Below are 21,340 nucleotides of genomic sequence, written 5' to 3'. Positions count from 1 at the left end.
GGTACTTTCCGGTTTATATCGAATTTTCGTATAGTCAGCCTGTATCTTCTTCCAGATCACTGCGATAACGTAAACTAATCCGGGAAAAGCCGGTCACATTCAGATCCGCGTCTAAAAATACTTCGTAGAGTCCGACCATTTGGTCATTCGCATATCTTTTCATATATTGTTTTTCTTCAATTACTTCGACTAAAGCTCTCCATTCTTCTTCACTTTCATCCGTTTGTTTTTTGACGGAAATTATTTTATGGGGAGGAGTGATATAGTTGTTAAAGAAATCTGTAACTTCATCCAGGATCTGCATCTTTAATCACCTCGCTGAAAATGGAATAGGAGTCAGGGTTTGGCCCCTGGCTCCATGAATTTCAATTAAGCACCTTGTTCAACACTCTCACTGCGGGCAGATAGACGATCGGATAAACCATCTTCTTCAACTTCATCACGCAGGAGTCCTACAGCCTCTGCATAGCGTAACCAAGTGTCCACACTTGCAACAACAACTCGTGCCTCGACTGTAATTAATTCAATTCCTACAACGGAGACACGAGCAAAGGCATCAATTACAATACCCTTGTCCAAAATGCGGTCCACGACATCTGCTAATCCTGAGCTTTCTGTAGATTTTTGAATTGCCATGTTAAAACTCCTCTCTGTTGTTTAAAGTACTTTCTTGCCGCATAAACGCAACTAAGCCTTTTGCTGATAAAATTTTACGATAAGCCTAGTATTTTAGGAATGATGCTTGATATGTTGCGGGCCTTTAATGTTTGTTGAACTTTTTATATTCGTGGAACTTTTAATAGAACTAACGCCCTTAATATCATTAGCACCAGGGACCAGCTTTCTTGAGTTACTGCTTTTCAGCTCACTTTGAAATTCTTCTCCAGCCTCTTTAATAGTTGCTAGTTTACTTCGTACTTGAAGCAGTCCTTCTTGTGCTTTTTTTTCCATGCTTTTTGCTTTTGAGTGAACCATAGATTGCAGGCTATCCTGAAATTTTTCCTGCATCTTAGAAGTCAGTTCATCTTTTACTTCTACTTCAGCCTCATCCTTAAGGTCACTTGGATTATCTGCTCGTTTTAAAACTTTTGATAATTGAGGTACCTTTTTTTTAGCTTTTTTTCGAACCTTAGGGATTGCAAGAGATGAAGCTGCAACAGCTGTTAAACCAGCCGCAATAGTAGTTCCAGTTGGTTGTTCTTGATCCATCAAAAACCTCCCTTACGCTCTTTGGTGTTTAGATACCCATCTTATAAAAGGTGAAACTGAGTAATATATACTATTGGAATAATTTAACTAAGATATTAAGGAGAAATGAATTGAAAATCTGTAAATGATGGGGATTCCAAGAAAAAATATGACAAATATTACAATCATATTATTTTTTATATGAAGGGGGGTTGGAAAAAATTTTGGCAAAATAAAAATCCTCCGCTCATGCAGAGGATTTTTCAAAAGGCTATGCTTTTACATCAATCGAACTTCCGAGAGATGGGTGGGGCGCTGAAGCTTGAGGCGTTTGCATCATTTCAATTAGTTGCTGGCCCTGTTGCTCCATAAGCCCTTTTGCATTTTTCATGACAGCCAAACTTGCATCTGAACGTACCTGTTGATTCGCTGAGACAACAGACATTGCTGCTATATCCATTTCACAAGCCTCCTTACGCTTCTTTTATCGACAAAAATCGTACAAATGTGAACATCAAATAGATTATATTGGTAAAACATAGTACAATATGCTTATAACTTACCGGGGGGGGAAGTTAATGGAGGATGGTATTTCATCATCAGTATACATAATCACACAGCAAACAAAGGCAATTTTAACGCATGATTCTTCGTATTACCGGTCACGAATTTTGGAGACACAGCGCGAATCGCACTCGATCCATAGGCCGGAGCAAATCATTGATCATACATGTTTATTGTACGGTTCAACACTTGAAGGACGGCGGGCGGCAGTGAAAGATATTCTTAAGATTAACAGTAAGGTTCCTGTTCCAATTATTCCGGGCAAAGGTGTTTTCATGCTGCCCACATCGTCAACGAAAAATAAAGATTGCGTGTGGCTTTCCTTTTATCAAATCAAAGGTTATGAACAGCGCGATGGCCAAACATATATCGTATTTAATGACGGTACAGGCCTATATGTTAACACGTCAGAAAAATCATTTGACCTCCAATTCAAACGGACAAGTCAGGTTATTGCTCAATTAAATCGTTCGATATTTTTTGGCAAACGCTCATTACCGTGGAATCTTTATTAAACTTCCGAAATCCGGGAGTTTTTTTCTTGTCAAAATAACTCTGTATAATGTAATATAGGAAAAGTGACTGACCGGTTAGTTTGGTGGCAACCAAAAGCACAAGCGCATGTTTAGCGCCGTATGGACTGGACGTAGCTGACTCGGAAGTTCAGTTACTTACAGCATTTATATTTACCAACTTTTAGGAAATTGGAATTTGAAACCAAATAGCAATTAAATCGTATAACGAAACAGGTGTTTAAATGAATGAGAAAAAAATGAAGCTCATTGAAGCAGGCATGAAATTATTTGCTGAGAAGGGCTACCATAAGACATCAATTCAGGAAATAGCGTCTGAAGCGGGCGTTTCCAAAGGTGCATTTTATTTATATTTTCAGTCGAAAGAGGATTTCATCACAACAGCTTTTCATTTTTACCATGATGAGATTACCGAGCAAATCAAAAATGTCAGTGAACAAAATCTCGAGCCCCGCACAAGCTTAGCGAAACAAATAGAAGTCATTATCGCGTACATATACGAGTACAAGGACTTTCTTACGATGCAGCTTCGAGAAAATATTTCAATTGGGCAAGATACAGATACGTTTATCAGGCAAATGAAAATGCAAAATTTTTATTGGCTGCGGCAAAATATAAGCGATATATATGGCGAAAAAGTCACTCCCTATTTAGTAGATGTAAGTATTCAGCTGGATGGTCTGATGAATGGCTATTTTAAATGGATTGTTATCGATGACATCGCTATTGATCGGACGAAAATAGGTGCATACCTTGTAAGGCGTATCGATGATCTTGTGAGTGGTCTGTTTGACCGTGATGAGATACCGCTAATCACGGAAGAAACTATTGCCAACTTGTATCGGGATGGCGAGCAGCAATTAGCAGATCTTAAAGAAAAAGTCCACAAGCTTCAGTTGCCTCATGAAAAAGTCGAGCAGCTGATTGATGTAATTGATATTATTTTAAAAGAAATAAGTAAAGACGAACCGCAATACATGATGGTCCAAGGATTGCTGGTTCATTTTCAGCGAATTCCGGAACTGGAAAAAGAATGTGAAGAGATCGCAAAAATATTACATATCGATTTGCTTGATTAAATTAATAGAAGAGGAGTTACATCAATGCGCAAAATGTTTGTAAGTATGACAGCAATAGCCTTAATCGGTGTTCTTGCTGCATGTAATCAAAACGACGAATCAGACGAAGATAAGAAAGAAACTGTAACACCAGTCGAAACAGTCAAAGCAACAACAGGTGACCTGGTTGTTGAAAAATCACTCTACGGACGAACAGCACCGGTAAGCACGATGCCAGTCACGTTGCAAAATCCTGGAGAGATCACGGAACTGGAAGTCGAAAATGGTGAGATGGTCGAAGAGGATGACCTGATAGCAATCATTAAAACAGCAAGAGGGAACCAGAATATTTATGCCTCCAAAGATGGCGAAATTGCTAATCTAAATGCTGAAGAAGGCGCTATGGTATCTAATTCGGAGCCATTAGCAGTAATTGCTGATTTTGACACAATGAAGCTAAACTTTACCCTAGCAGCTGGTACATTGGATCTTTTTGAAAAAGAAGACACATTCACCGCATTAATTGACGACAAAGAATACGATGCAGAAATAACTTCCATTGGCTCAATGCCTGATGACACTGGACTTTTTCCAGTAGAGGCAACTATTGAAAATAAAGATGACGCTGTTCTAGCTGGAATGGTTGCAGTTATGAAGGTTCCAGAAAAAAGAGTGAAAGACACCGTTATCGTACCAACCGCAGCGATTGTCGATGAAAGTGGCGAAACGTTTATTTACGTAATTGAAGATGAAAAAGCAATTAAAAAAGAAGTATCGATCAAAGAATCTCAATCCAATGAAACAGCGATTGAGGGTGAGGTCAACGACGGTGCTCAGGTCGTCACGAATGGACAACTGACACTTACGGACGAAAGCAAAGTCAACGTCGTGAAAGAAGGGGAATAAATCTTGAAACTAGTAAATACATCCGTAAAACGTCCTGTTGGCGTCATCATGATTGTCTTGGCGATTATCGCCCTAGGCATTGTTTCAGTCCGAAGCTTGACAGTTGATCTTTTTCCAAAAATCGATCTTCCGGTAGCTGTTGTAGCAACAAGTTATGGTGATGCTGCACCACAGGAAGTAGAAAATTTAATTAGTCGGCCAATTGAATCATCAGTGAGCTCAGTGGAAGGAATCCAGACGGTGCAATCACAGTCCCAATCAGGATCTTCTCTTGTCATCATGATGTTTAATAATGGGGTTGATCTTGACCAAGCCTTACTTGATGTACGAGAAAAGGTCGATCAGGCTAAAGCATTTTTGCCTGAAGAAGCGGGCGAACCAAGTGTGATGCGATTCAGCCCAGACCAGCTACCTGTTATGTGGGTTGGTCTAACTGGTGATGACCCTGCAACACTTACACAGGTTGCTGAGGATCAAGTTGTTCCATTCTTTGAACGCCAAGGTGGAGTAGCATCCGTTACAGTCGAAGGGGCCAAAGAACGAGAAATCCAGCTGGTACTCGATCAGGCAAAATTACAGCAGTACGGCGTCTCAGCCCAAATGATAACCCAATCGCTGAATAGTTCGAATCAGTCCGCATCAGTCGGCTCTGTTGAAAAAGGAAATAAGAACCTGCAGCTTCGTGTGACAGGGGAATTTGAGTCAGTTGAAGAAATTAAACAAACGTTTGTTCAAACTCAATCTGGTGGAAAAGTTTATATAGATGACGTCGCTGAAGTGAAGGACACATATAAAAAATCATCGACAGAAACACTTGTAAACGGTGAACCATCTGTCGTGCTTTCCGTTATGAAAAAAACAGACGACAACACGGTAGAAGTTGCAACGAACATTAAAGAAAGCATGGAAGAAATTAAAGGAGAACTGCCAGCCGATGCCAACCTGGGTGTGATTATTGATACATCCGAGTTCATTGAAATGTCGATCAGTTCCGTTGTCAAAAACATTTTGATTGGTGGCATTATCTCGATCTTTATTTTGCTATTATTTTTGAAAAGTGTTCGAGCAACAATTGTTATTGGCCTATCTATACCAATTGCGATTATCTCAACATTTACCTTAATGTATTTTACCGGCGAAACACTGAACGTGCTAACACTTGGTGGTCTGGCGCTCGGGCTCGGTATGATGGTCGACAGTTCAATCGTTATTTTAGAAAATATCTATTCATACCGGAAAAAAGGCTATTCGATAATGGAGTCGGCAACAAAAGGTGCATCAGAGCTTGCACCCGCTGTAATTGCCTCAACAACTACAACATTGGTCGTATTTTTACCAATTATTTATGTTGAAGGAATCGCATCCGACATGTTCACACCACTGGCATTAGCAGTCTCCTTCTCGTTAATCGCATCACTTGTTGTAGCGGTAACACTCGTGCCAATGCTTTCATCAAAATTACTAACGAAGGCGATGGAAGATAATGGACGCCGATACTGGTTTGACCGCTTCCTAGATCATGTCAATAATGGCTATCGCAGCGTACTGAGATGGGTACTCAAGCACCGTAAAACAACCGTGTTTGGCACTATCATTGCGATTGCAGGAAGCTTGGCGCTGACACCATTAATTGGAGCGGAATTTATCCCATCCTCGGATCAGGGGCAAATGGAAATCCGTGTTGAAGCAGCACCGGGAAGTTCATTGGAACACACACAAGGAATCGTGGATCAAATCAATGAACAGCTAACCGAATATGATGATGTCATCGAGACGAACTATGTCAGTGTTGGAGGTGGCGGATTTGGTGCGATGGCTGCAAGCGGAAATCAGGCAACATACACAATGCAGCTAATCCCTTCAACCGACAGATCAAAAACAACAAAAGATATCATGCAGGAAATTGATGAAGATGTTCAATCAATTCCAGGTGCTGAAATAACAGTAAACGCTACTGACAGCGGAATGGGTATGGGAGACCCTGTACAAATTCAGCTTAAAGGACCAGAGCATGAAGTGTTGCGCGAATTATCCAGTCGTGTAGTCGATCAAATTTCAACTGTTGATGGTGTATACAATCCGACGTCTGCAGCCGAAGATGGCATACCACAAATGACAATTGAAGTTGATGAGGAAAAAGCAGCAGCATACGGCTTGAATCAGCAACAAATTATAAGTCAAATACAGCTGCAATTCACGGGTCAAGTTGCATCGAAGTACCGTGAAGAAGGCAACGAAATGAACGTCAAGCTAATGTTCCCAGAGGACGAACGCAGCACAATAAATGACTTACAAGATATGAAAATACAATCACAATCAGGTGCGTCAATTCCATTGGATTCCGTTGTAACATTTAAAGAAGTGCAAGGACCTGTAACATTATTGAGAGAAAATCAACAACCGCAAATGAATATAACAAGCGAAATTGTTGATCGCGATCTCGGCAGCATCACGACAGATATCGAAGCAGAATTAGAAGCAATTAATCTGCCAGAAGGATACAGCTATGAAATCGGAGGCCAGGCACAGGATATGGCCGAATCATTTACAGACCTTTCGATCGCGCTGATCTTCTCAATATTCCTAGTCTATGCGGTCATGGCAATACAATTTGAGAACTTCCTATTCCCATTGATTATCATGTTTTCCATGCCAGCAACCGTTGTCGGTGTTATGGTAGGGTTATTTGTAACAGGATTACCATTAAGTATTCCAGCGTTTATCGGAATAATCATGCTCGCCGGTATCGTAGTCAACAACTCGATCGTGCTCGTTGACTACATCAATATTTTACGGCGAAACGGTCAAGAGCGGTACGAAGCAATCCTGCAAGCAGGACCAAGCAGATTACGCCCAATCCTGATGACAACCCTAACAACCGTACTAGCAATGGTGCCATTAGCACTCGCATTAGGCGAAGGTGCAGAAATGCAGCAGCCACTAGCCGTAACAATAATATTCGGACTCGGAATCTCCAGCATCTTCACATTGCTGCTAATCCCAGTCGTCTATACATTGTTCGACGATTTAACTGCGAAAATAGTACGACGGAAAAATAAATCAGCATAATGAAGAAGCTCCCTGCTACGGCGGGGAGCTTTTTTGTGGAGATTGTAGGGGAGAGTCACGCGATAGGGGGGCGACCTCGCGCAATAGTATTCGACAAATACCGAGAAGTATAGGTACCACACATAACAAAACAGGAGGATTTTTTGCTGTGGCAATATTGGTTCGAAAACTGAATAATCACGTGTGAAAACTGATTAGGGCTTAACAAATACTGGATCCGCAGCCACTAATACTGAATAAACAGCCTATTGACTCAAAACAGCCTGAATAATCCGCGCGAATACTACAACCCACAAATAAGGATGCTTTTCTGCGTCCTTAAGTTGTGCAGTTACATTTTTAAGATATATGATCCCAAATTAATCGCGTTATTCAAAAATAGTGTTTTGTCCTACACAATATGCTACTATTAAATGAGATATTTATTTAGGAGGCAACATTATGTCACTATCACGTATTATGAAATGGATAACTGGAGGGTGTGAAGCATTCCTTGGAATTCCATTCATTGGCGGCGCATTTATACTTAGCTCAGGCTGGGGTGCTTTGTTCGTCATGTTCATCTTGCACTTGGTAACCTTGCTCGTCGCACACAATGAAAAAGGAAGTAAGGCCGGAAGCATTATTGGAATGGTTACATCTGTTGTAGCTGTTATCCCGATTCTTGGTATGATTATGCACATCATTACAGCAATCGTTCTATTAATTGACGCTATGATAAACAAAAAGTAAATTCGACAGGTGTTATGCGCCTGCCGAATTTATTTTTTTAAATAACTGATTCACTACCTCTGAAAACATCAATCCAATCGCAATTGCTCCTGCCAGCAGCATGACTTTAGCCGATAGCTGTACTGCTGTAAAATAATCATTCTCCACAAAATGGCGCATCGCATCATAAGCAATTCCGCCTGGAACGAGCGGGATGATCCCGGATACATTAAAAATAATCACCGGTTTTTTAAATATTTTTGAACTAAGCTGACTCAAAACAGCAACAAGCATCGCACCAAAAACAGTTGCTGGCACAACATCCATCTCACCCAGGACAAGAACGTAATATAAAATCCAGCCGAGCATACCGATAAGGCCACATTGTATGAGCGCCCGCCTTGGCGCATTAAAAAGCACCCCAAACCCAGCGGCAGCTATGAAACTTGTTATAAGTTGAGTAACGATCATCACGGCAAAAACCACCTTTCACAAAACTGGTGAAGGGTCCACCTAAAAAGCAAACACTACAGCTACGCCAGCTCCGATTGCGAATGCTGTTAACATTGCTTCGACGCCTTTGGATAAACCGGCAACCAAGTGTCCTGCAACTAAATCACGGACAGCATTTGTGATATGCAGCCCAGGCACGAGTGGCATTACCGCCCCGACAATCACTTTATCCAAATTCACCCCAAATCCATTTGCGATAAACAACATTGCAAAAATCCCAATCACAAAGGATGCAACAAAATCAGCAACAAACCCAATTTCAACTAGCTGTTTAAACCATACCATTACCGCATAGCCAACCCCACCTGCAATAAAGGAAGGAATGAAATCTGGCCAAACGCCACCAAACATGATCGCAAAGCTTCCACTAACAAGAGCAGCAGCGACGATTTGAATCCAGTAAGGAAACGCATAACTGGCATCATTGACGTTATTTAGCGACTCTAACGCTTCATTTATGGTGACCTTACCTGCTGCAATCTTACGAGAAATGCTATTAACTTCCGCAATTTTATGTAAGTCAGTTGACCGATTGGAAATTCGGATGAAGTTCGTCACATCAGCAAAGTCAGCAGAAAAATTAATCCCCGTCGGCGTTGCATAGCTCTGCACATTCGCCAATCCATAAGCAGACGCAATCCGACTCATAGTATCCTCCACTCGATACGTTTCCGCGCCACTCTCCAGCATAATTTTTCCCGCAAGCATACACACTTTGGCAATTAATACGCGATCCATCACAGTCAACACCACCTTTATCTTTTTTTATTATAAGGTGTGTAAGGCGTTTTTGAAAGCAAATTTAGCTGAAATGCTGAAGTTCACAACGTAAAAGCCGAAGTTCACATGGAATCTACCGTAGTTCACAATAAGGTTGCTCGAAGTTCACAATCCAATCGCTGAAGTTCACAAATGGAGCAGAAAATCACCCTATTTATTTTAACTACAGACTACTTCATTCAATATTCACCCTCCAACCAACAAAAATGGACACCAAAAGAGGCGCCCATTCACTAAATTACTTCTGCTGCTCGTATAATATTGTCTGTGCGATCCCAATAAAGTATTCTGACTCGTCAATTATGTGGTCGATAACGACTTTGGCGGTTGGGTTAGCCTGAACAGCATCACTTTCACTCTTCACTTGCCTGCAGAACTGTGTAAATGCCACACTCTCCTGTAAACAAAATGTCACTAACTCCAGCACCTGATTATATAATGCTGGCGATATCTGATTATTGCTTCGGATAACTGACTCAACAAAGCGCTTAACATGCTGGTGTGTCGTATTCAGCACATCCTCCCAACGCTTCAGCGCATCAACGTATTCACTCTCTAAGTTCTGAACAAGCTCCCGCATCACTACTGTATGTTCAGACTCCTGTTCCTTCCAAAACTCCGCCTCATCCAAAACCCGAAGCGGCATTTGACTCCCATAATAAAACTGCATCTCCCAGCCTCCCTGATGAAAATAAAATATGTCCAATAATATTTATGCGAAAAGAAGCCAGTTCATGCTTGTGAAAATCCGGGCCCGTGATTTCGGGTCGTGCCTGTCACTCCCCGGTTTATGTCGAATAATCTATCCCGCCACATCCTTTACTTTTCAACTTAAATAGCTTATTATAAAAAGTGAGTAATCACTCACAAAAGCTAACAACGCTCACAAAAAAACACATCAACAAAAGGAGGCGCCACCATGTCCGCCTTTATTGAAATGAACAATATCGCTCACAGCTACAACAAAGAGTCTGTATTAAAGGATATCGACCTATCTATTCCAGAAGGGCAGCTCTTTGGACTGCTTGGTCCATCAGGCTCAGGCAAAACGACACTCGTCAAAATCATGATCGGTTTGCTGACCCCCATCAACGGAACAATCCACATAGAAAATCAACAAATGCCATCCTTCAAGCAAATGCAGAAAATCGGCTACATGGCCCAGTCAGACGCGTTATACAGTGAACTGACAGCCCGGGAAAACCTGCATTTTTTTGCGAGTATCTACAAAATCCCTAAAAAGCAGCAGAAAGAACGGGTCGCAGAAGCTGCAAAAATTGTTGACCTCCAGGATCATCTTGATAAGACACTGGAAAAATATTCAGGCGGCATGAAGCGTCGCATGTCATTGGCGGTATCACTCTTGCACCAGCCAAACCTGCTGATTCTGGATGAGCCGACTGTCGGCATTGACCCGGTTCTTCGCGCGTCTATATGGGAAGAACTGCGAAACATGCAAAAACAGGGCACCACAATCATCATCACTACCCACGTAATGGACGAAGCGGAGAAATGTGATAATCTCGCACTTTTACGGAATGGCTATGTCATCGCCCAAGGAAGCCCACAACAATTAAAATCAAAGAGCAATACCGAAACCTTGGAAGAGGCATTCTTACAGTTTGGAGGTGCCGCACATGCGCATTCAAGCAATCGTTAAACGGATCATACATCAATTTCTTCGCGATAAACGCAGTATCGCTTTGATGATGGTCGCACCATTATTAGTAATGACATTATTGTGGCTTGTGCTGGATATGGATCAATACGAGCCAACAATCGCAATCACGGATGTCCCGGTACAAATGCAAAGTGCTCTCGAACAGCAGGATGCAACAATTCTGGAGGCAAACGAACACAAGGCCGAAACCGTACTCCAAAATGAAAATGCTGATGCCCATCTGTCCTTTGAAAAAAATCAGGCACAACTGACAATGGAAGGAAGTAACCCATCAGCAACATCTGCCGTCCAGCGTGTCATCAGTAATGCGGTAAAACAAATAAATCCAAACGCGCCCGAATTGGAAATTAACTTTCTCCATGGCACATCTGACTTGAATTTATTCGATCAAACAGGCTCTGTCTTAATCGGATTCTTCGTCTTCTTTTTCGTATTTATTATTGGCGGCGTTTCATTCCTGCGCGAACGAACGCAAGGGACACTCGAACGTTTACTGGCAACCCCATTAAAACGCTGGGAAATTGTCATTGGTTACCTGCTCGGGTTTGGCATATTTATTATTATTCAATCAATTATCGTTACAGCATTCTCCATCTATGTACTTGGTATTTACATGGCGGGGTCGTTTATAGCAGTACTGTTTATCGCATTCCTGCTCGCTATCACGGCTTTAAGTCTCGGCACTTTACTGTCAGCTTATGCCAAAAATGAATTTCAAATGATGCAGTTTATCCCGATCATCATCATTCCACAGGTGTTCTTTTCCGGTATTTTCCCGACTGAATCAGTTGAATGGATAAATGCCATTGGAAAAATAATGCCATTAACGTATGGAGCAGATGCCTTAAAGGAAATCATGATCAAAGGGCAAGAGTTAGCGGCAGTTACCGGTGACATAAGTGTATTAGTAGGATTTTCAACAGTATTTATTATCCTGAATATTTTCGCGCTCAAACGCCATCGAACAGTATAATCCCAGGAGGAACCACTCATGTCAGATATGATGGAAACATTACGTAATGAAGAAAAGATGACACCAAAACAAATCGAAATCGTCAAAGCTGCCATCGAGCTTATTTCCGAAAAAGGCTACTACAACACATCAACAAGTGAAATCGCCAAACGGGCAGGAGTGGCTGAAGGGACAATTTTTCGCCACTATCACACAAAAAAAGACCTGCTCGTTGCGATTGTCACCCCTGTTATAACGAATTTCTCAGCACCCGTATTTGCAAAAAAATTCGTCAGCCAGGTCTTCCAAAATGACTATGAACACTTTGAGGACCTGCTTTATGCATTTATAAAAAATCGCTTTGAATTCGCACAATCCAATCTTCCGTTAATAAAAATTCTATTGCAGGAGTTAGCGTTTCACCCGGAGATCCAAACCACCTACAAAAAAGAATTCGGTGACAAAGTCATTCCAGCATTCAATCAAGCGCTCGACTTCTACAAAGAAAAAGGTGAGTTGCAGGACCTGCCAAATGAAACGATGATCCGCATGATGGTCACAACAATCCTAGGATTCATGATAACAAGATTCATCGTCCAGCCAGACAAAGACTGGGACGATGAAGCAGAAATAAACCAGACGATAGCCTATATAATGGGAGGGGTGGGCAGCTAGGTGCCTGTCTCTCCCCGAAATTTGTCGAACGATTAATCAACTTTTTTTGATATAATAACTTGCATTAACAAAAAAATGGTATATAATAACATTAAATCAAAAAAAGTTGATATTAAAGAGGAGCGAATCCAAATGAAGGAATTAAATGTTCTTAATAATCCAAGTGAGGAAACATTTACAATCTATGCATCAAAATTCAAAGCACTTTCAGACACAAAGCGGCTCCAAGTTATGAATCTCTTATGTCATAATGGCTCAACATGTGTTTGTGATCTTGTTGATATGGTTGGAATGCCCCAATCGAAGCTATCCTATCATCTTAAAATTCTCCTGGATGCTAACCTTATTGAAAAGGAAACTAAAGGTACATGGGGATATTATAAATTGAACGATACCGAAGTTAAAAGCTTGTTATCAGACGAACTCTGCTGTGTATTCGTTCCATCTTGCTGTTAATTTTTAGACTATATATCAATTTTTTTTGATATATTAATCAAAATAATTTGATTTAAGGAGATATTCAATATGGAAACTTTAAAAAACTTTTTCATGATTGCACTTGAATTAACCGTACTATTCTTTGCCATCTCATTTGTCCTTAGTGCACTGCAGGCTTACATCCCATACAAAAAGATAGAACACTACTTAGCAGAAAGTAATCAACTGGTAGGGGTCCTTGCAGCGTTGTTATTTGCCTTCATTACACCTTTTTGTTCATGCTCAACGATTCCGGTGGTGGTCAACATGCTGCGAAAAAATATGCCATTCAAAATTGTAATGATTTTTCTTTTTGCATCACCGGTACTCGATCCTACTATTCTAACATTGATGGGAGTCATTCTAGGATGGAAGGTTACCCTGATTTACACCGTAGTGACCGCTATCGCTTCCGTCATAACTGGATTTACTTTAAGTAAACTGAAATTCGATCGTTATGTTAAAAATGTAATGATGACAGGATATGAGGAAGAATCTAAACAATTTAACTGGAAAGGGGCATGGGATGAAACAATAACACTTATGAAAAGCGTATATCCTTATCTAATCATTGGGGCAGCAATCGGTGCAATCATTCACGGATTAGTCCCAACTGAATGGATAGCCCAATGGCTTGGAAAAGAAACATGGTGGATTGTGCCAATCGCGGCAGTGATCGGAATACCTTTGTACATCCGGTTATCAAGTATGATACCTATTTCCCATGTATTCATCATGAAGGGAATGGCACTGGGACCAGTAATGGCAATGATGATCAGTTCAGCTGGTGCAAGTTTGCCGGAACTAATATTACTGAAATCCATTTTCAAAAAACAGCTTGTGATCGCATTTGTCGCCTCAGTCATTTCAATGGCTACCATATCAGGATTTATCTTCTACTTGGTTTAATGAAGGGAGGTGAGATTGAATGAAGAAGCTTATCGTAAAATTATTTTCTAAAAATAATAAAGACAACGATTGCTGTGACGTAGAAATCAGCGAGGTTAAAGAGGAATCTTGTTGCACGAAGTAGGTAGGATGGAGGACTTTCAATAAAGCAGAAAGTCCTCCTAGCTTATGTTAAAAGGTGAACAGTGACTCCCAATCCAACTATAATTTGCTTAACACTGCATCTATTCGATATAATTTAAGTCAATTACGCACCAAAGTCAAACATCAAGCAAACTAGGAGAAGTTTTATGATAAATTATATCGACTTGACGATAGCCTTTTTTATTGCGCTTATTGCAACATTCCTATTAACCTACCCTGTAAAAAAACTCGCAATAAAAATAGGTGTCGTTGATCTGCCAAACCATCGCAAAATACATACAAAAGTAACGCCGAGATTAGGTGGTCTAGCCATTTTCCTTGGGGTGTTTTTAGGGGCGCTTTATTTGCAGCCGCAGCATGAACACCTGCCCGAAATCATTCTTGGAGCTGTAGTGATTCTAATAACTGGTGCCCTCGATGATCGTTACAATATTCGCCCTGTTGTTAAACTCGGTGGTCAGTTAATAGCAGCATCATTTCTCCTCTCATCAGGGTTAATCATTGACAAAATCACGCTGCCAATCTTAGGGATGATCGATCTCGGATTTGTGAGCGTACTTGTTACTGTACTTTGGGTTGTCGGCATAACAAATGCAATTAATTTAATTGACGGTCTGGACGGGCTCGCCACAGGTGTCACGACGATTGCGTTGACAAGCATGTTCATTATGGCTTTGATAGATGTACAAATCATGGCCGCGTACCTATGTATCGTCCTGATAGGTGCCAATTTGGGATTCTTGTATCATAACTTTTACCCTGCAAAAATTTATATGGGTGATACCGGCTCAAATTTTCTCGGCTATGCAATTGCAGTTGTTTCCATGCTAGGGTTGTTTAAAAATATTGCCTTGTTCAGCTTTATTATTCCAATTATCGTTCTAGCTGTACCGATTTTCGATACACTATTTGCCATTGTCCGTCGCGCTTACAATAAGGAAAATATTATGATGCCGGACAATAAGCATATTCATTACCAATTGCTTGCGTCTGGGTTCAGCCATCGAAAAACAGTACTTATCATCTATGCATTTAGTACACTTTTCGGAGCAATGGCGATTCTATTCTCGAATGCAACATTAACAACATCGCTCATCATCACGTTTATCGTGCTCGCGTTGTTGCACATTATTGCTGAACTTAGTGGTTTGGTTATGGGTGGAAAAAAGCCAATTGTCGATACAATGAAGAAAGTGTTAAAAAAAAGGAACCGTGATCAGTAAGATTCGGTAGTGACAACGGGCACCATTCGAATTTTGCCGGCAGTAAGTATAAATACTTTCTTAATGAATAAGTGGAGGTTTCCTGTTGCACGTAGTAGGTAGGAAGGAGGGCTTTCTTCGATTATAGAAAGTCCTCCTTTTCCCTGATCTTAACTATTCAAATTTTTTATAAAAGGTAGCCATTGCTTCTGAATTATACTTAATGTAATCAAATTTTTCCTTAGTATGGACATTTTGTTTATTGGCAATTGTATATAACCCTTCTTCAAGTCCACTAACGCTATTCTCAACCAGCCATCCATATTTGCCGTCTTCTAAAACTGTTCGGTTTGCAACTATATCTGTCGCAAGAATATCCATTCCTAAAGTCATTGCTTCTAATAGAACCATTGGCTGTCCTTCATAATGCGATGAAAGGACAAAGCAATCACACTTATTCATAAAGGAAAAGGGATTTTCTAATTGTCCTAATAGATGGATAGAATCGTTTAAATCAAAGTCGTCTATCAACGTTTGTAAGTCTGCTTTTAAAGGACCATGCCCCAAAAAATAGAGCTTGCTATTTGGGTGTTTACTATGGAAATTAGCGAATGCTTTTATAAGATTATCCTGCCCTTTTTCAGGTGATAATCGCCCCATGTTAACAAAATTGATATCTTTCTCACTAGGTTCAGGAATATATTGCCCATCTAATTCAATACCAAAAACTTTTTTAACAGTTAAAGACCTGTTATCTAACCATCCTATAGATACCCCATCTTTTATGATGTGGGAATAATCACCAGCCTGTGTAATGACTTCCTTATCAATGCTGACTGTACTTCCTTCAAGCCCATCTAAATTATCTATTGTTTTCTGAGCACCCTGTATACCATATGGCTTACTCCAAATATGGTCTGATTCCCTCAAACAGATTTTTGCAGTTCTAGATACATTATTTTCTTCTATAATCTTTGGATTGTCTATGATTGTAACTGCTTCATAATTTAACCAGCCAATCTTCACATTTACACTATAAAATAGATAATAATATCCTTGTCTTGTCTTATGAATAGTTTTGATTTTAATTGTTTTTCCTTCAAAATCAGTTGCGTTAGCTATTTCTTTAGTATCGTAATTCGGGTAAGCTTTTGTCCAGATTATATAGTCCCCTGGGTTTGTTACTATCGCGAACATATTCTCTTTTATATTGATTTCACTTAACGTTCTGTTTTCAATATTTTTTATAAATGACCTATATTTTTGATAGTTTCGTATTAAAGCAACCGTTCTTCTTATACTACTAAACTCGTAAAAATTAAGTGCAGAATTATCTACCCATCCTATAACCGTCTTGTTAATAGAAATCCTGCTGTATATACTATGCTGTGTTTTCGCTTCCTTATCAATTTTCAACAACTTATATCTATAATCCCAACTGCTTGAAACCTTTTCACAACCAGCAATATCGTAAGGGTCAGAGAAAATATGATTCCCTTTTGGCCTAGTCAGTTTGGCCAATCTATTAACATTTTTCTCATAAATAATATCATCTGGCAACAATGTTATTGCTTCAGAATTAATCCAACCAATCACTTGGTGGGCATGACTGAACTGATAATATGTAGTATTATTTAATATAGCTTTTCTTGAGATAGTAATTTCAGCATTATCATATTCATTCTTTAAGTGAAGCTGAGTGGCATATTGATCATTAGAAAGTGTGTTCCATAAAATACTATTTTTGTAGTCAGAAACAATTGCTCTTGCTTTATATTTTTCAGTGGTAATGATGTCTTCATTATTTATCTCTTCATAACTAACGTTCTCAGTGGCCATTTGAAGTATCTTATCAGGTTTAATAGAATTCATAACATACTCAAACTTGTTAAATTCAGCATACTGAGACAAATTCTTGCGGTTTAGTTCCATTGTCCCTTTAGAGACACTTACAAGCAGATCAAACCGATTATATATCGAAAAAAGCCCTCTTAAATTGATTCTATGAGGCCGTTTACCGTTGATAGTTCTTTCACTGTCACTAAGTAAATCATTATGCATAAAACAAATCTTTCTTTTAGCATCTGTGACTACAAGGAACTTAGCCCAAAACAGACTATATCCGCTAAAATCAATAACGTAGTCATATTTGTTTTTACCAAATAAACGTGTGTGTTCTCTAATATAGGCATTTTCCGGAAAGAGCAGCCTTCCTAAGAATCCACTTGCGCCCCTATTGTGTATAAATTTATCTTTGTATACTTCAGATAGTCTGTAAACAGGGAGGCCAGGTTTAAACAGAAATCGTACATTTTTATTCACTTTACCTAAATTCTTAATTACTTCATCATCATGAGGCGTTGCTGTAAAGCAACTAACATCATATTTACTGTAATCAATATTACTCATCAAATTAATAAACGAGCTTGTAATACCATTATCTTTCATTCCGCCAGAATAAATTAGTATTTTTTTCTTTTGGGGAGATGAACTGGATATTGTGTTTAAGTTTTCTGTAGTTTTGTTAAAGATATTTCGGACAACTCTTTCTGTTACTTTTCCATCCTCGTAACCAGTGAATATTTGCTGCATATTTATATACTTTTCACGAAAGTCCGTAATTACCTTATCAATATTCTTAATTGTATCTACTAACTCGATAGGATTAAAAACTAGGGGACCTGGAAGTTCATCATTTGCAAGATATTGTCCTCTTTCAGTATCATAAGAATCTATATCCCATGTGTAAAAAAGAATTGGTTTATTTGTTACAAGAAAATCAAAGAAAATACTTGAATAATCAGTAATCAGTATATCAATTGTTGCTAGCAGTTCATTTGTATCAACTAAATCTGGCACTAATTTATTTTTAATATCATCATGTTTTAAGGCTTCTTTATAAAGAAAAGGGTGAACTTTGATCAATATATTATAGTTATTTCCAATTTCATTTTCTAAGTAACTAATATCTGCAATGATTTGATCAACATCATCGTCAACTTTTGATATATGACTTCCTTTCCATGTTGGAGCATATAATATATTTTCTTTACTGTTATCAATTCTCAAACCTTGGCTTCGTAAATCAGCACTAAACCTTTTGGGATTTGTGTTCAATGTCAGATCTATTCTAGGATATCCCTCTTCGATAATTGTTCCTTCGTATATCCCATTCAATTTATAGCTTTCAGTAAATATCATGGTTGTATGATTATTAGGACTTAATATATAGTCTGTACTTAGAAAGTTCCTTACAACGTTTTGTGACTGAGAGGGGTTTCCAGGGATATCAAAACCCATGTATTTCAAGGGGGTACCGTGCCAAGTATTAATGTATATCTGGTCGTTTTTAGGTATGAAAAAAGGTTGAAAGGTCGAATTATTAATTAGATATTCACAGGTTACTAAACATTTAAGATAATTTTTAGAATTCCGCTCGACAAATTTGACGTTAGGGGTATTTTTATATTTTGAAATGATACTAGAAAGATTATGAAAGTCTTGTACTGACCAAATGTGTACAAAATCATTGAAATTGGGGTCTTTAATCATATATTTAAACATTGCATATGGGCTATCGGTAATACTGGAACCGTCACGGCTTTCATATAAAATAGTATTTTTCTTAATTGCTAAGTTATCATAGTACTTAGCATACAGGCATGCGATCCTATGATTCTTATTGAACAAGTAATTATTAATTGGCTGTAGAACGAAATTCATTTTTCTTTTAATCGTCTTCCTATTCATCCAATAAACACCCTCTAATTTTTTAGTGAAAATTAAATTAAGATGTTATCAACTTCAAACTTCCGACTCTTTCCTTAAGGTAATTACGCTTTAGGTGGCATAACCCGAAGTTTTCCATGCTTACGTAAAAAAGATTTATATAATTTATCAACACGCGATTGAAAGGTTTTTGATTGTAAATACTTCTGTGACTTTGCCCCTTTTAGACAAAGCAAGTAAAGTTTTTTAATTTCCTGATCAATATCCTGTCGTTTCTTAAAATCTTTAAGGTTTGTTCCACTGTTGCTATGCTGTAATTTCGGATCAATAAATTCGTCTAGTTCACTCTTAATTGTTGCTTCGTCTTGTGGCCATGGTAGATTAAGAGTATTGGCAATCCTTCGTAAACTTTGAAGACTATTGTTAAATAACTCATCGTATTCAACAATAACCCTTTTTTCCTTTTTAGTTTCCTTTAAAGACAGGAGAGTTCGCAACTGCCATTGCCGTTTAGCCCAATTCTCATCCCTATTGTATGCCCTCTTGTAGGAAGCGATAACATCAACAGGGTTGCGTATAATAATGAGGTAATTCCCTTCAGTATTTAGTTCCTTGAGAATTTGCTTCCACATTTCAAGAAATTCATTATTACGAGGATCCTTCCATCCCCAAATTTCTTTTGCGGAGAATTTTTCCTGAACGTATTGTTTTAGTTCATCTCTGAAGGGTTGAATGTCACTAAAGTATTGAAATCCCTTTGGAAATGGTCTTGTTTTCAGTCTTGATGCAATTTTTTTATCTTCAAAGAATCCTTTTGGGTTGGTATTATTCTTTTTAATGAAGCCTGATCCAAGATCGACTCCAATAATGTTTATTGCTCGGGCGAGTACTGATGTTCCAGAACGACCTGAACCAAGAACAACAACTGCTTTATTCATTGTTTCTTCTTTTTTCTTATATTTGTTAATGAAAACAACCAAACTTAACAAAGTACCAGTTGCTATTAGCATATTTTTATTCAAAGTATTCGTCCTTTCCACTCTGGAGTTATAATTCGTTTTTCTAAACCCTGAAAAGTTAGTATTATAACTATGGTAATGGTACTATTAATCATTGAAAGTATTACATTAACGTCTTATCAAGCTTTATTAAATTTGAGAAGCATATCTATGTTTAAGTTCTACTAATTTATGATAATCCCTGCAAAAAAATAACATTATAGAAAAATAAAAAGCTATCCGCTAGTTTTAAAATGGTTATTATGAATTTTTTAGAATCTAAAAAATATATTATAATAAGCTTTGTTATTAAATTGACTATTGAGGCCAAATTAATAGTACTCATTAGAGTGATGGAGGTTCTATATGAAAAGTATTAAGAAAGCAATCATACCTGCTGCCGGACTGGGGACAAGGTTCTTACCTGCTACCAAAGCAATGCCTAAGGAAATGCTGCCTATTGTTGATAAACCCACGATAGAATATATCGTTGATGAAGCAATAGATTCAGGAATCGAAGACATTATCATAGTCACCGGAAAAGGGAAGAGGGCAATTGAAGACCATTTTGATAAGTCACTTGAATTAGAAGAGAACTTGATGAAGAAGGAAAAATTTGAGTTGCTCGAGAAAATCAGGAAGTCTGCAAATGTTGATATCCATTATATAAGACAAAAAGAGCCAAAAGGGCTGGGACATGCTATTTGGTGTGCCAGGAAATTTATCGGCAATGATCCTTTTGCAGTTTTACTTGGTGACGATATTATTCATAGTGAGAACCCTGGGTTACATCAACTAATAAATGAATATGAGCTGAAGAAATCCTCCGTAATTGGGGTGAAAAATGTCCCGTTTGAAGAGACACATAGATACGGCATAATTGATCCATTGAAAAAGCTAGGTAACTCCCATCAGGTAAAAAGCTTCGTCGAGAAACCTAAGCAAGGAACAGCACCATCCAACATGGCGATTATTGGAAGATATATATTAACACCAGAGATTTTTGATTTTCTGGAAAAACAACATGTTGGTGCCGGTGGAGAAATTCAATTAACAGATGCTATACAAGAATTGAATAAAATTCAACGCGTTTTTGCTTTGGAAATTGAAGGAGCTCGTTATGACGTTGGTGAACAATTAGGATTTATCCAAACAACAATAGAAATGGCACTAACTCGAGATGATTTAAGAGAACCGTTAATGAACTATTTGAATGAATTAAATACGACACTAAGCCGACAAAAAAACTAA

Annotated in this window: 21 protein-coding genes; 12 read left to right on the top strand and 9 right to left on the bottom strand. The window is 38.7% G+C overall.

Annotation, left to right across the window (positions count from 1 at the left end; all coding sequences use genetic code 11):
* Positions 1-34: 34 nt before the first annotated feature.
* The 4 genes from gvpO to J2Z82_RS08460 form a co-directional block, all read right to left on the bottom strand.
* Positions 35-304 (bottom strand): gas vesicle protein GvpO, encoded by a 270-nt coding sequence (gene gvpO / locus J2Z82_RS08475; protein ID WP_209480372.1) that lies wholly within the window; start codon positions 302-304, stop codon positions 35-37.
* Positions 305-369: 65 nt separating this feature from the next.
* The gene (gvpJ, locus tag J2Z82_RS08470; protein WP_209480371.1) at positions 370-636 is read right to left on the bottom strand and encodes a gas vesicle protein GvpJ; all 267 of its coding nucleotides are present in this window, start codon (positions 634-636) and stop codon (positions 370-372) included.
* 93 nt (positions 637-729) lie between these two features.
* Positions 730-1,209: a hypothetical protein gene (locus tag J2Z82_RS08465; protein WP_209480370.1), complete on the bottom strand. Its 480-nt coding sequence runs from the start codon at positions 1,207-1,209 to the stop codon at positions 730-732.
* 250 nt (positions 1,210-1,459) lie between these two features.
* Positions 1,460-1,648, bottom strand: a complete 189-nt coding sequence (locus tag J2Z82_RS08460) for a YjfB family protein (RefSeq protein ID WP_092491486.1) — start codon at positions 1,646-1,648, stop codon at positions 1,460-1,462.
* A 118-nt stretch (positions 1,649-1,766) separates the two neighbouring features.
* Here J2Z82_RS08460 and J2Z82_RS08455 point away from each other — a divergent pair, with 118 nt between their 5' ends.
* From J2Z82_RS08455 to J2Z82_RS08435, 5 genes are all read left to right on the top strand, one after another.
* Positions 1,767-2,267, top strand: coding sequence for a competence protein ComK (locus tag J2Z82_RS08455; protein ID WP_209480369.1), 501 nt, complete (start codon positions 1,767-1,769; stop codon positions 2,265-2,267).
* A 242-nt stretch (positions 2,268-2,509) separates the two neighbouring features.
* Complete coding sequence (locus tag J2Z82_RS08450; protein WP_209480368.1) at positions 2,510-3,364, top strand: TetR/AcrR family transcriptional regulator; 855 nt, start codon at positions 2,510-2,512, stop codon at positions 3,362-3,364.
* A 24-nt stretch (positions 3,365-3,388) separates the two neighbouring features.
* On the top strand, positions 3,389-4,249 hold the full coding sequence (locus J2Z82_RS08445) for an efflux RND transporter periplasmic adaptor subunit (RefSeq protein WP_209480367.1): 861 nt from the start codon (positions 3,389-3,391) through the stop codon (positions 4,247-4,249).
* Positions 4,250-4,252: 3 nt separating this feature from the next.
* A complete protein-coding gene (locus tag J2Z82_RS08440; protein WP_209480366.1) occupies positions 4,253-7,318 on the top strand; it encodes an efflux RND transporter permease subunit in 3,066 nt (1,021 codons plus the stop codon).
* A gap of 441 nt (positions 7,319-7,759) precedes the next feature.
* On the top strand, positions 7,760-8,050 hold the full coding sequence (locus J2Z82_RS08435; protein WP_209480365.1) for a hypothetical protein: 291 nt from the start codon (positions 7,760-7,762) through the stop codon (positions 8,048-8,050).
* Between the two features lie 12 nt (positions 8,051-8,062).
* On the opposite strand, the gene J2Z82_RS08430 is transcribed toward J2Z82_RS08435, so the two are convergent.
* The 3 genes from J2Z82_RS08430 to J2Z82_RS08420 all read right to left on the bottom strand — a co-directional run bounded on the left by J2Z82_RS08430 (position 8,063) and on the right by J2Z82_RS08420 (position 9,992).
* Entirely contained in the window at positions 8,063-8,500 is a 438-nt protein-coding gene (locus tag J2Z82_RS08430) for a threonine/serine exporter family protein (protein WP_209480474.1), read from the bottom strand.
* Positions 8,501-8,542: 42 nt separating this feature from the next.
* A complete protein-coding gene (locus J2Z82_RS08425; RefSeq protein ID WP_209480364.1) occupies positions 8,543-9,280 on the bottom strand; it encodes a threonine/serine exporter family protein in 738 nt (245 codons plus the stop codon).
* Between the two features lie 280 nt (positions 9,281-9,560).
* A complete protein-coding gene (locus J2Z82_RS08420) occupies positions 9,561-9,992 on the bottom strand; it encodes a DUF2935 domain-containing protein (RefSeq protein ID WP_209480363.1) in 432 nt (143 codons plus the stop codon).
* 249 nt (positions 9,993-10,241) lie between these two features.
* Between J2Z82_RS08420 and J2Z82_RS08415 the strand changes: the two genes are divergently transcribed.
* The 6 genes from J2Z82_RS08415 to J2Z82_RS08390 all read left to right on the top strand — a co-directional run bounded on the left by J2Z82_RS08415 (position 10,242) and on the right by J2Z82_RS08390 (position 15,383).
* The gene (locus J2Z82_RS08415; protein WP_209480362.1) at positions 10,242-10,982 is read left to right on the top strand and encodes an ABC transporter ATP-binding protein; all 741 of its coding nucleotides are present in this window, start codon (positions 10,242-10,244) and stop codon (positions 10,980-10,982) included.
* A complete protein-coding gene (locus J2Z82_RS08410) occupies positions 10,960-11,976 on the top strand; it encodes an ABC transporter permease (protein WP_209480361.1) in 1,017 nt (338 codons plus the stop codon). The genes J2Z82_RS08415 and J2Z82_RS08410 overlap by 23 nt, the downstream gene beginning before the upstream one ends.
* Positions 11,977-11,994: 18 nt before the next feature.
* Positions 11,995-12,630 carry a TetR/AcrR family transcriptional regulator gene (locus tag J2Z82_RS08405; protein ID WP_209480360.1) on the top strand — a complete coding sequence of 212 codons (636 nt, stop codon included), beginning with the start codon at positions 11,995-11,997 and terminating at the stop codon, positions 12,628-12,630.
* A 132-nt stretch (positions 12,631-12,762) separates the two neighbouring features.
* Positions 12,763-13,086 carry an ArsR/SmtB family transcription factor gene (locus J2Z82_RS08400; protein ID WP_209480359.1) on the top strand — a complete coding sequence of 108 codons (324 nt, stop codon included), beginning with the start codon at positions 12,763-12,765 and terminating at the stop codon, positions 13,084-13,086.
* A 69-nt stretch (positions 13,087-13,155) separates the two neighbouring features.
* Positions 13,156-14,016: a permease gene (locus J2Z82_RS08395; RefSeq protein ID WP_209480358.1), complete on the top strand. Its 861-nt coding sequence runs from the start codon at positions 13,156-13,158 to the stop codon at positions 14,014-14,016.
* Positions 14,017-14,306: 290 nt separating this feature from the next.
* A complete protein-coding gene (locus J2Z82_RS08390) occupies positions 14,307-15,383 on the top strand; it encodes a glycosyltransferase family 4 protein (protein ID WP_209480357.1) in 1,077 nt (358 codons plus the stop codon).
* A 153-nt stretch (positions 15,384-15,536) separates the two neighbouring features.
* On the opposite strand, the gene J2Z82_RS08385 is transcribed toward J2Z82_RS08390, so the two are convergent.
* Positions 15,537-19,112 carry a CDP-glycerol glycerophosphotransferase family protein gene (locus J2Z82_RS08385; RefSeq protein WP_209480356.1) on the bottom strand — a complete coding sequence of 1,192 codons (3,576 nt, stop codon included), beginning with the start codon at positions 19,110-19,112 and terminating at the stop codon, positions 15,537-15,539.
* Between the two features lie 83 nt (positions 19,113-19,195).
* Positions 19,196-20,113 (bottom strand): sulfotransferase family protein, encoded by a 918-nt coding sequence (locus tag J2Z82_RS08380; protein ID WP_209480355.1) that lies wholly within the window; start codon positions 20,111-20,113, stop codon positions 19,196-19,198.
* 342 nt (positions 20,114-20,455) lie between these two features.
* Here J2Z82_RS08380 and galU point away from each other — a divergent pair, with 342 nt between their 5' ends.
* The gene (gene galU, locus J2Z82_RS08375) at positions 20,456-21,340 is read left to right on the top strand and encodes a UTP--glucose-1-phosphate uridylyltransferase GalU (RefSeq protein WP_209480354.1); all 885 of its coding nucleotides are present in this window, start codon (positions 20,456-20,458) and stop codon (positions 21,338-21,340) included.

Origin of the sequence: Virgibacillus litoralis (genome assembly GCF_017873675.1) — a bacterium.
Classification (GTDB): domain Bacteria; phylum Bacillota; class Bacilli; order Bacillales; family Amphibacillaceae; genus Lentibacillus; species Lentibacillus litoralis.
Note: the sequence above shows the minus strand (reverse complement) of the source record. Positions and strands in the feature narration are given on the sequence as shown.

Coding starts and splice junctions, on each gene's coding strand:
- gvpO (WP_209480372.1), bottom strand. CDS start 304: ATGCAGATCCTGGATGAAGTTACAGATTTCTTTAACAACTATATCACT.
- gvpJ (WP_209480371.1), bottom strand. CDS start 636: ATGGCAATTCAAAAATCTACAGAAAGCTCAGGATTAGCAGATGTCGTG.
- J2Z82_RS08465 (WP_209480370.1), bottom strand. CDS start 1,209: ATGGATCAAGAACAACCAACTGGAACTACTATTGCGGCTGGTTTAACA.
- J2Z82_RS08460 (WP_092491486.1), bottom strand. CDS start 1,648: ATGGATATAGCAGCAATGTCTGTTGTCTCAGCGAATCAACAGGTACGT.
- J2Z82_RS08455 (WP_209480369.1), top strand. CDS start 1,767: ATGGAGGATGGTATTTCATCATCAGTATACATAATCACACAGCAAACA.
- J2Z82_RS08450 (WP_209480368.1), top strand. CDS start 2,510: ATGAATGAGAAAAAAATGAAGCTCATTGAAGCAGGCATGAAATTATTT.
- J2Z82_RS08445 (WP_209480367.1), top strand. CDS start 3,389: ATGCGCAAAATGTTTGTAAGTATGACAGCAATAGCCTTAATCGGTGTT.
- J2Z82_RS08435 (WP_209480365.1), top strand. CDS start 7,760: ATGTCACTATCACGTATTATGAAATGGATAACTGGAGGGTGTGAAGCA.
- J2Z82_RS08430 (WP_209480474.1), bottom strand. CDS start 8,500: ATGATCGTTACTCAACTTATAACAAGTTTCATAGCTGCCGCTGGGTTT.
- J2Z82_RS08425 (WP_209480364.1), bottom strand. CDS start 9,280: ATGGATCGCGTATTAATTGCCAAAGTGTGTATGCTTGCGGGAAAAATT.
- J2Z82_RS08420 (WP_209480363.1), bottom strand. CDS start 9,992: ATGCAGTTTTATTATGGGAGTCAAATGCCGCTTCGGGTTTTGGATGAG.
- J2Z82_RS08415 (WP_209480362.1), top strand. CDS start 10,242: ATGTCCGCCTTTATTGAAATGAACAATATCGCTCACAGCTACAACAAA.
- J2Z82_RS08410 (WP_209480361.1), top strand. CDS start 10,960: ATGCGCATTCAAGCAATCGTTAAACGGATCATACATCAATTTCTTCGC.
- J2Z82_RS08405 (WP_209480360.1), top strand. CDS start 11,995: ATGTCAGATATGATGGAAACATTACGTAATGAAGAAAAGATGACACCA.
- J2Z82_RS08400 (WP_209480359.1), top strand. CDS start 12,763: ATGAAGGAATTAAATGTTCTTAATAATCCAAGTGAGGAAACATTTACA.
- J2Z82_RS08395 (WP_209480358.1), top strand. CDS start 13,156: ATGGAAACTTTAAAAAACTTTTTCATGATTGCACTTGAATTAACCGTA.
- J2Z82_RS08390 (WP_209480357.1), top strand. CDS start 14,307: ATGATAAATTATATCGACTTGACGATAGCCTTTTTTATTGCGCTTATT.
- J2Z82_RS08385 (WP_209480356.1), bottom strand. CDS start 19,112: ATGAATAGGAAGACGATTAAAAGAAAAATGAATTTCGTTCTACAGCCA.
- galU (WP_209480354.1), top strand. CDS start 20,456: ATGAAAAGTATTAAGAAAGCAATCATACCTGCTGCCGGACTGGGGACA.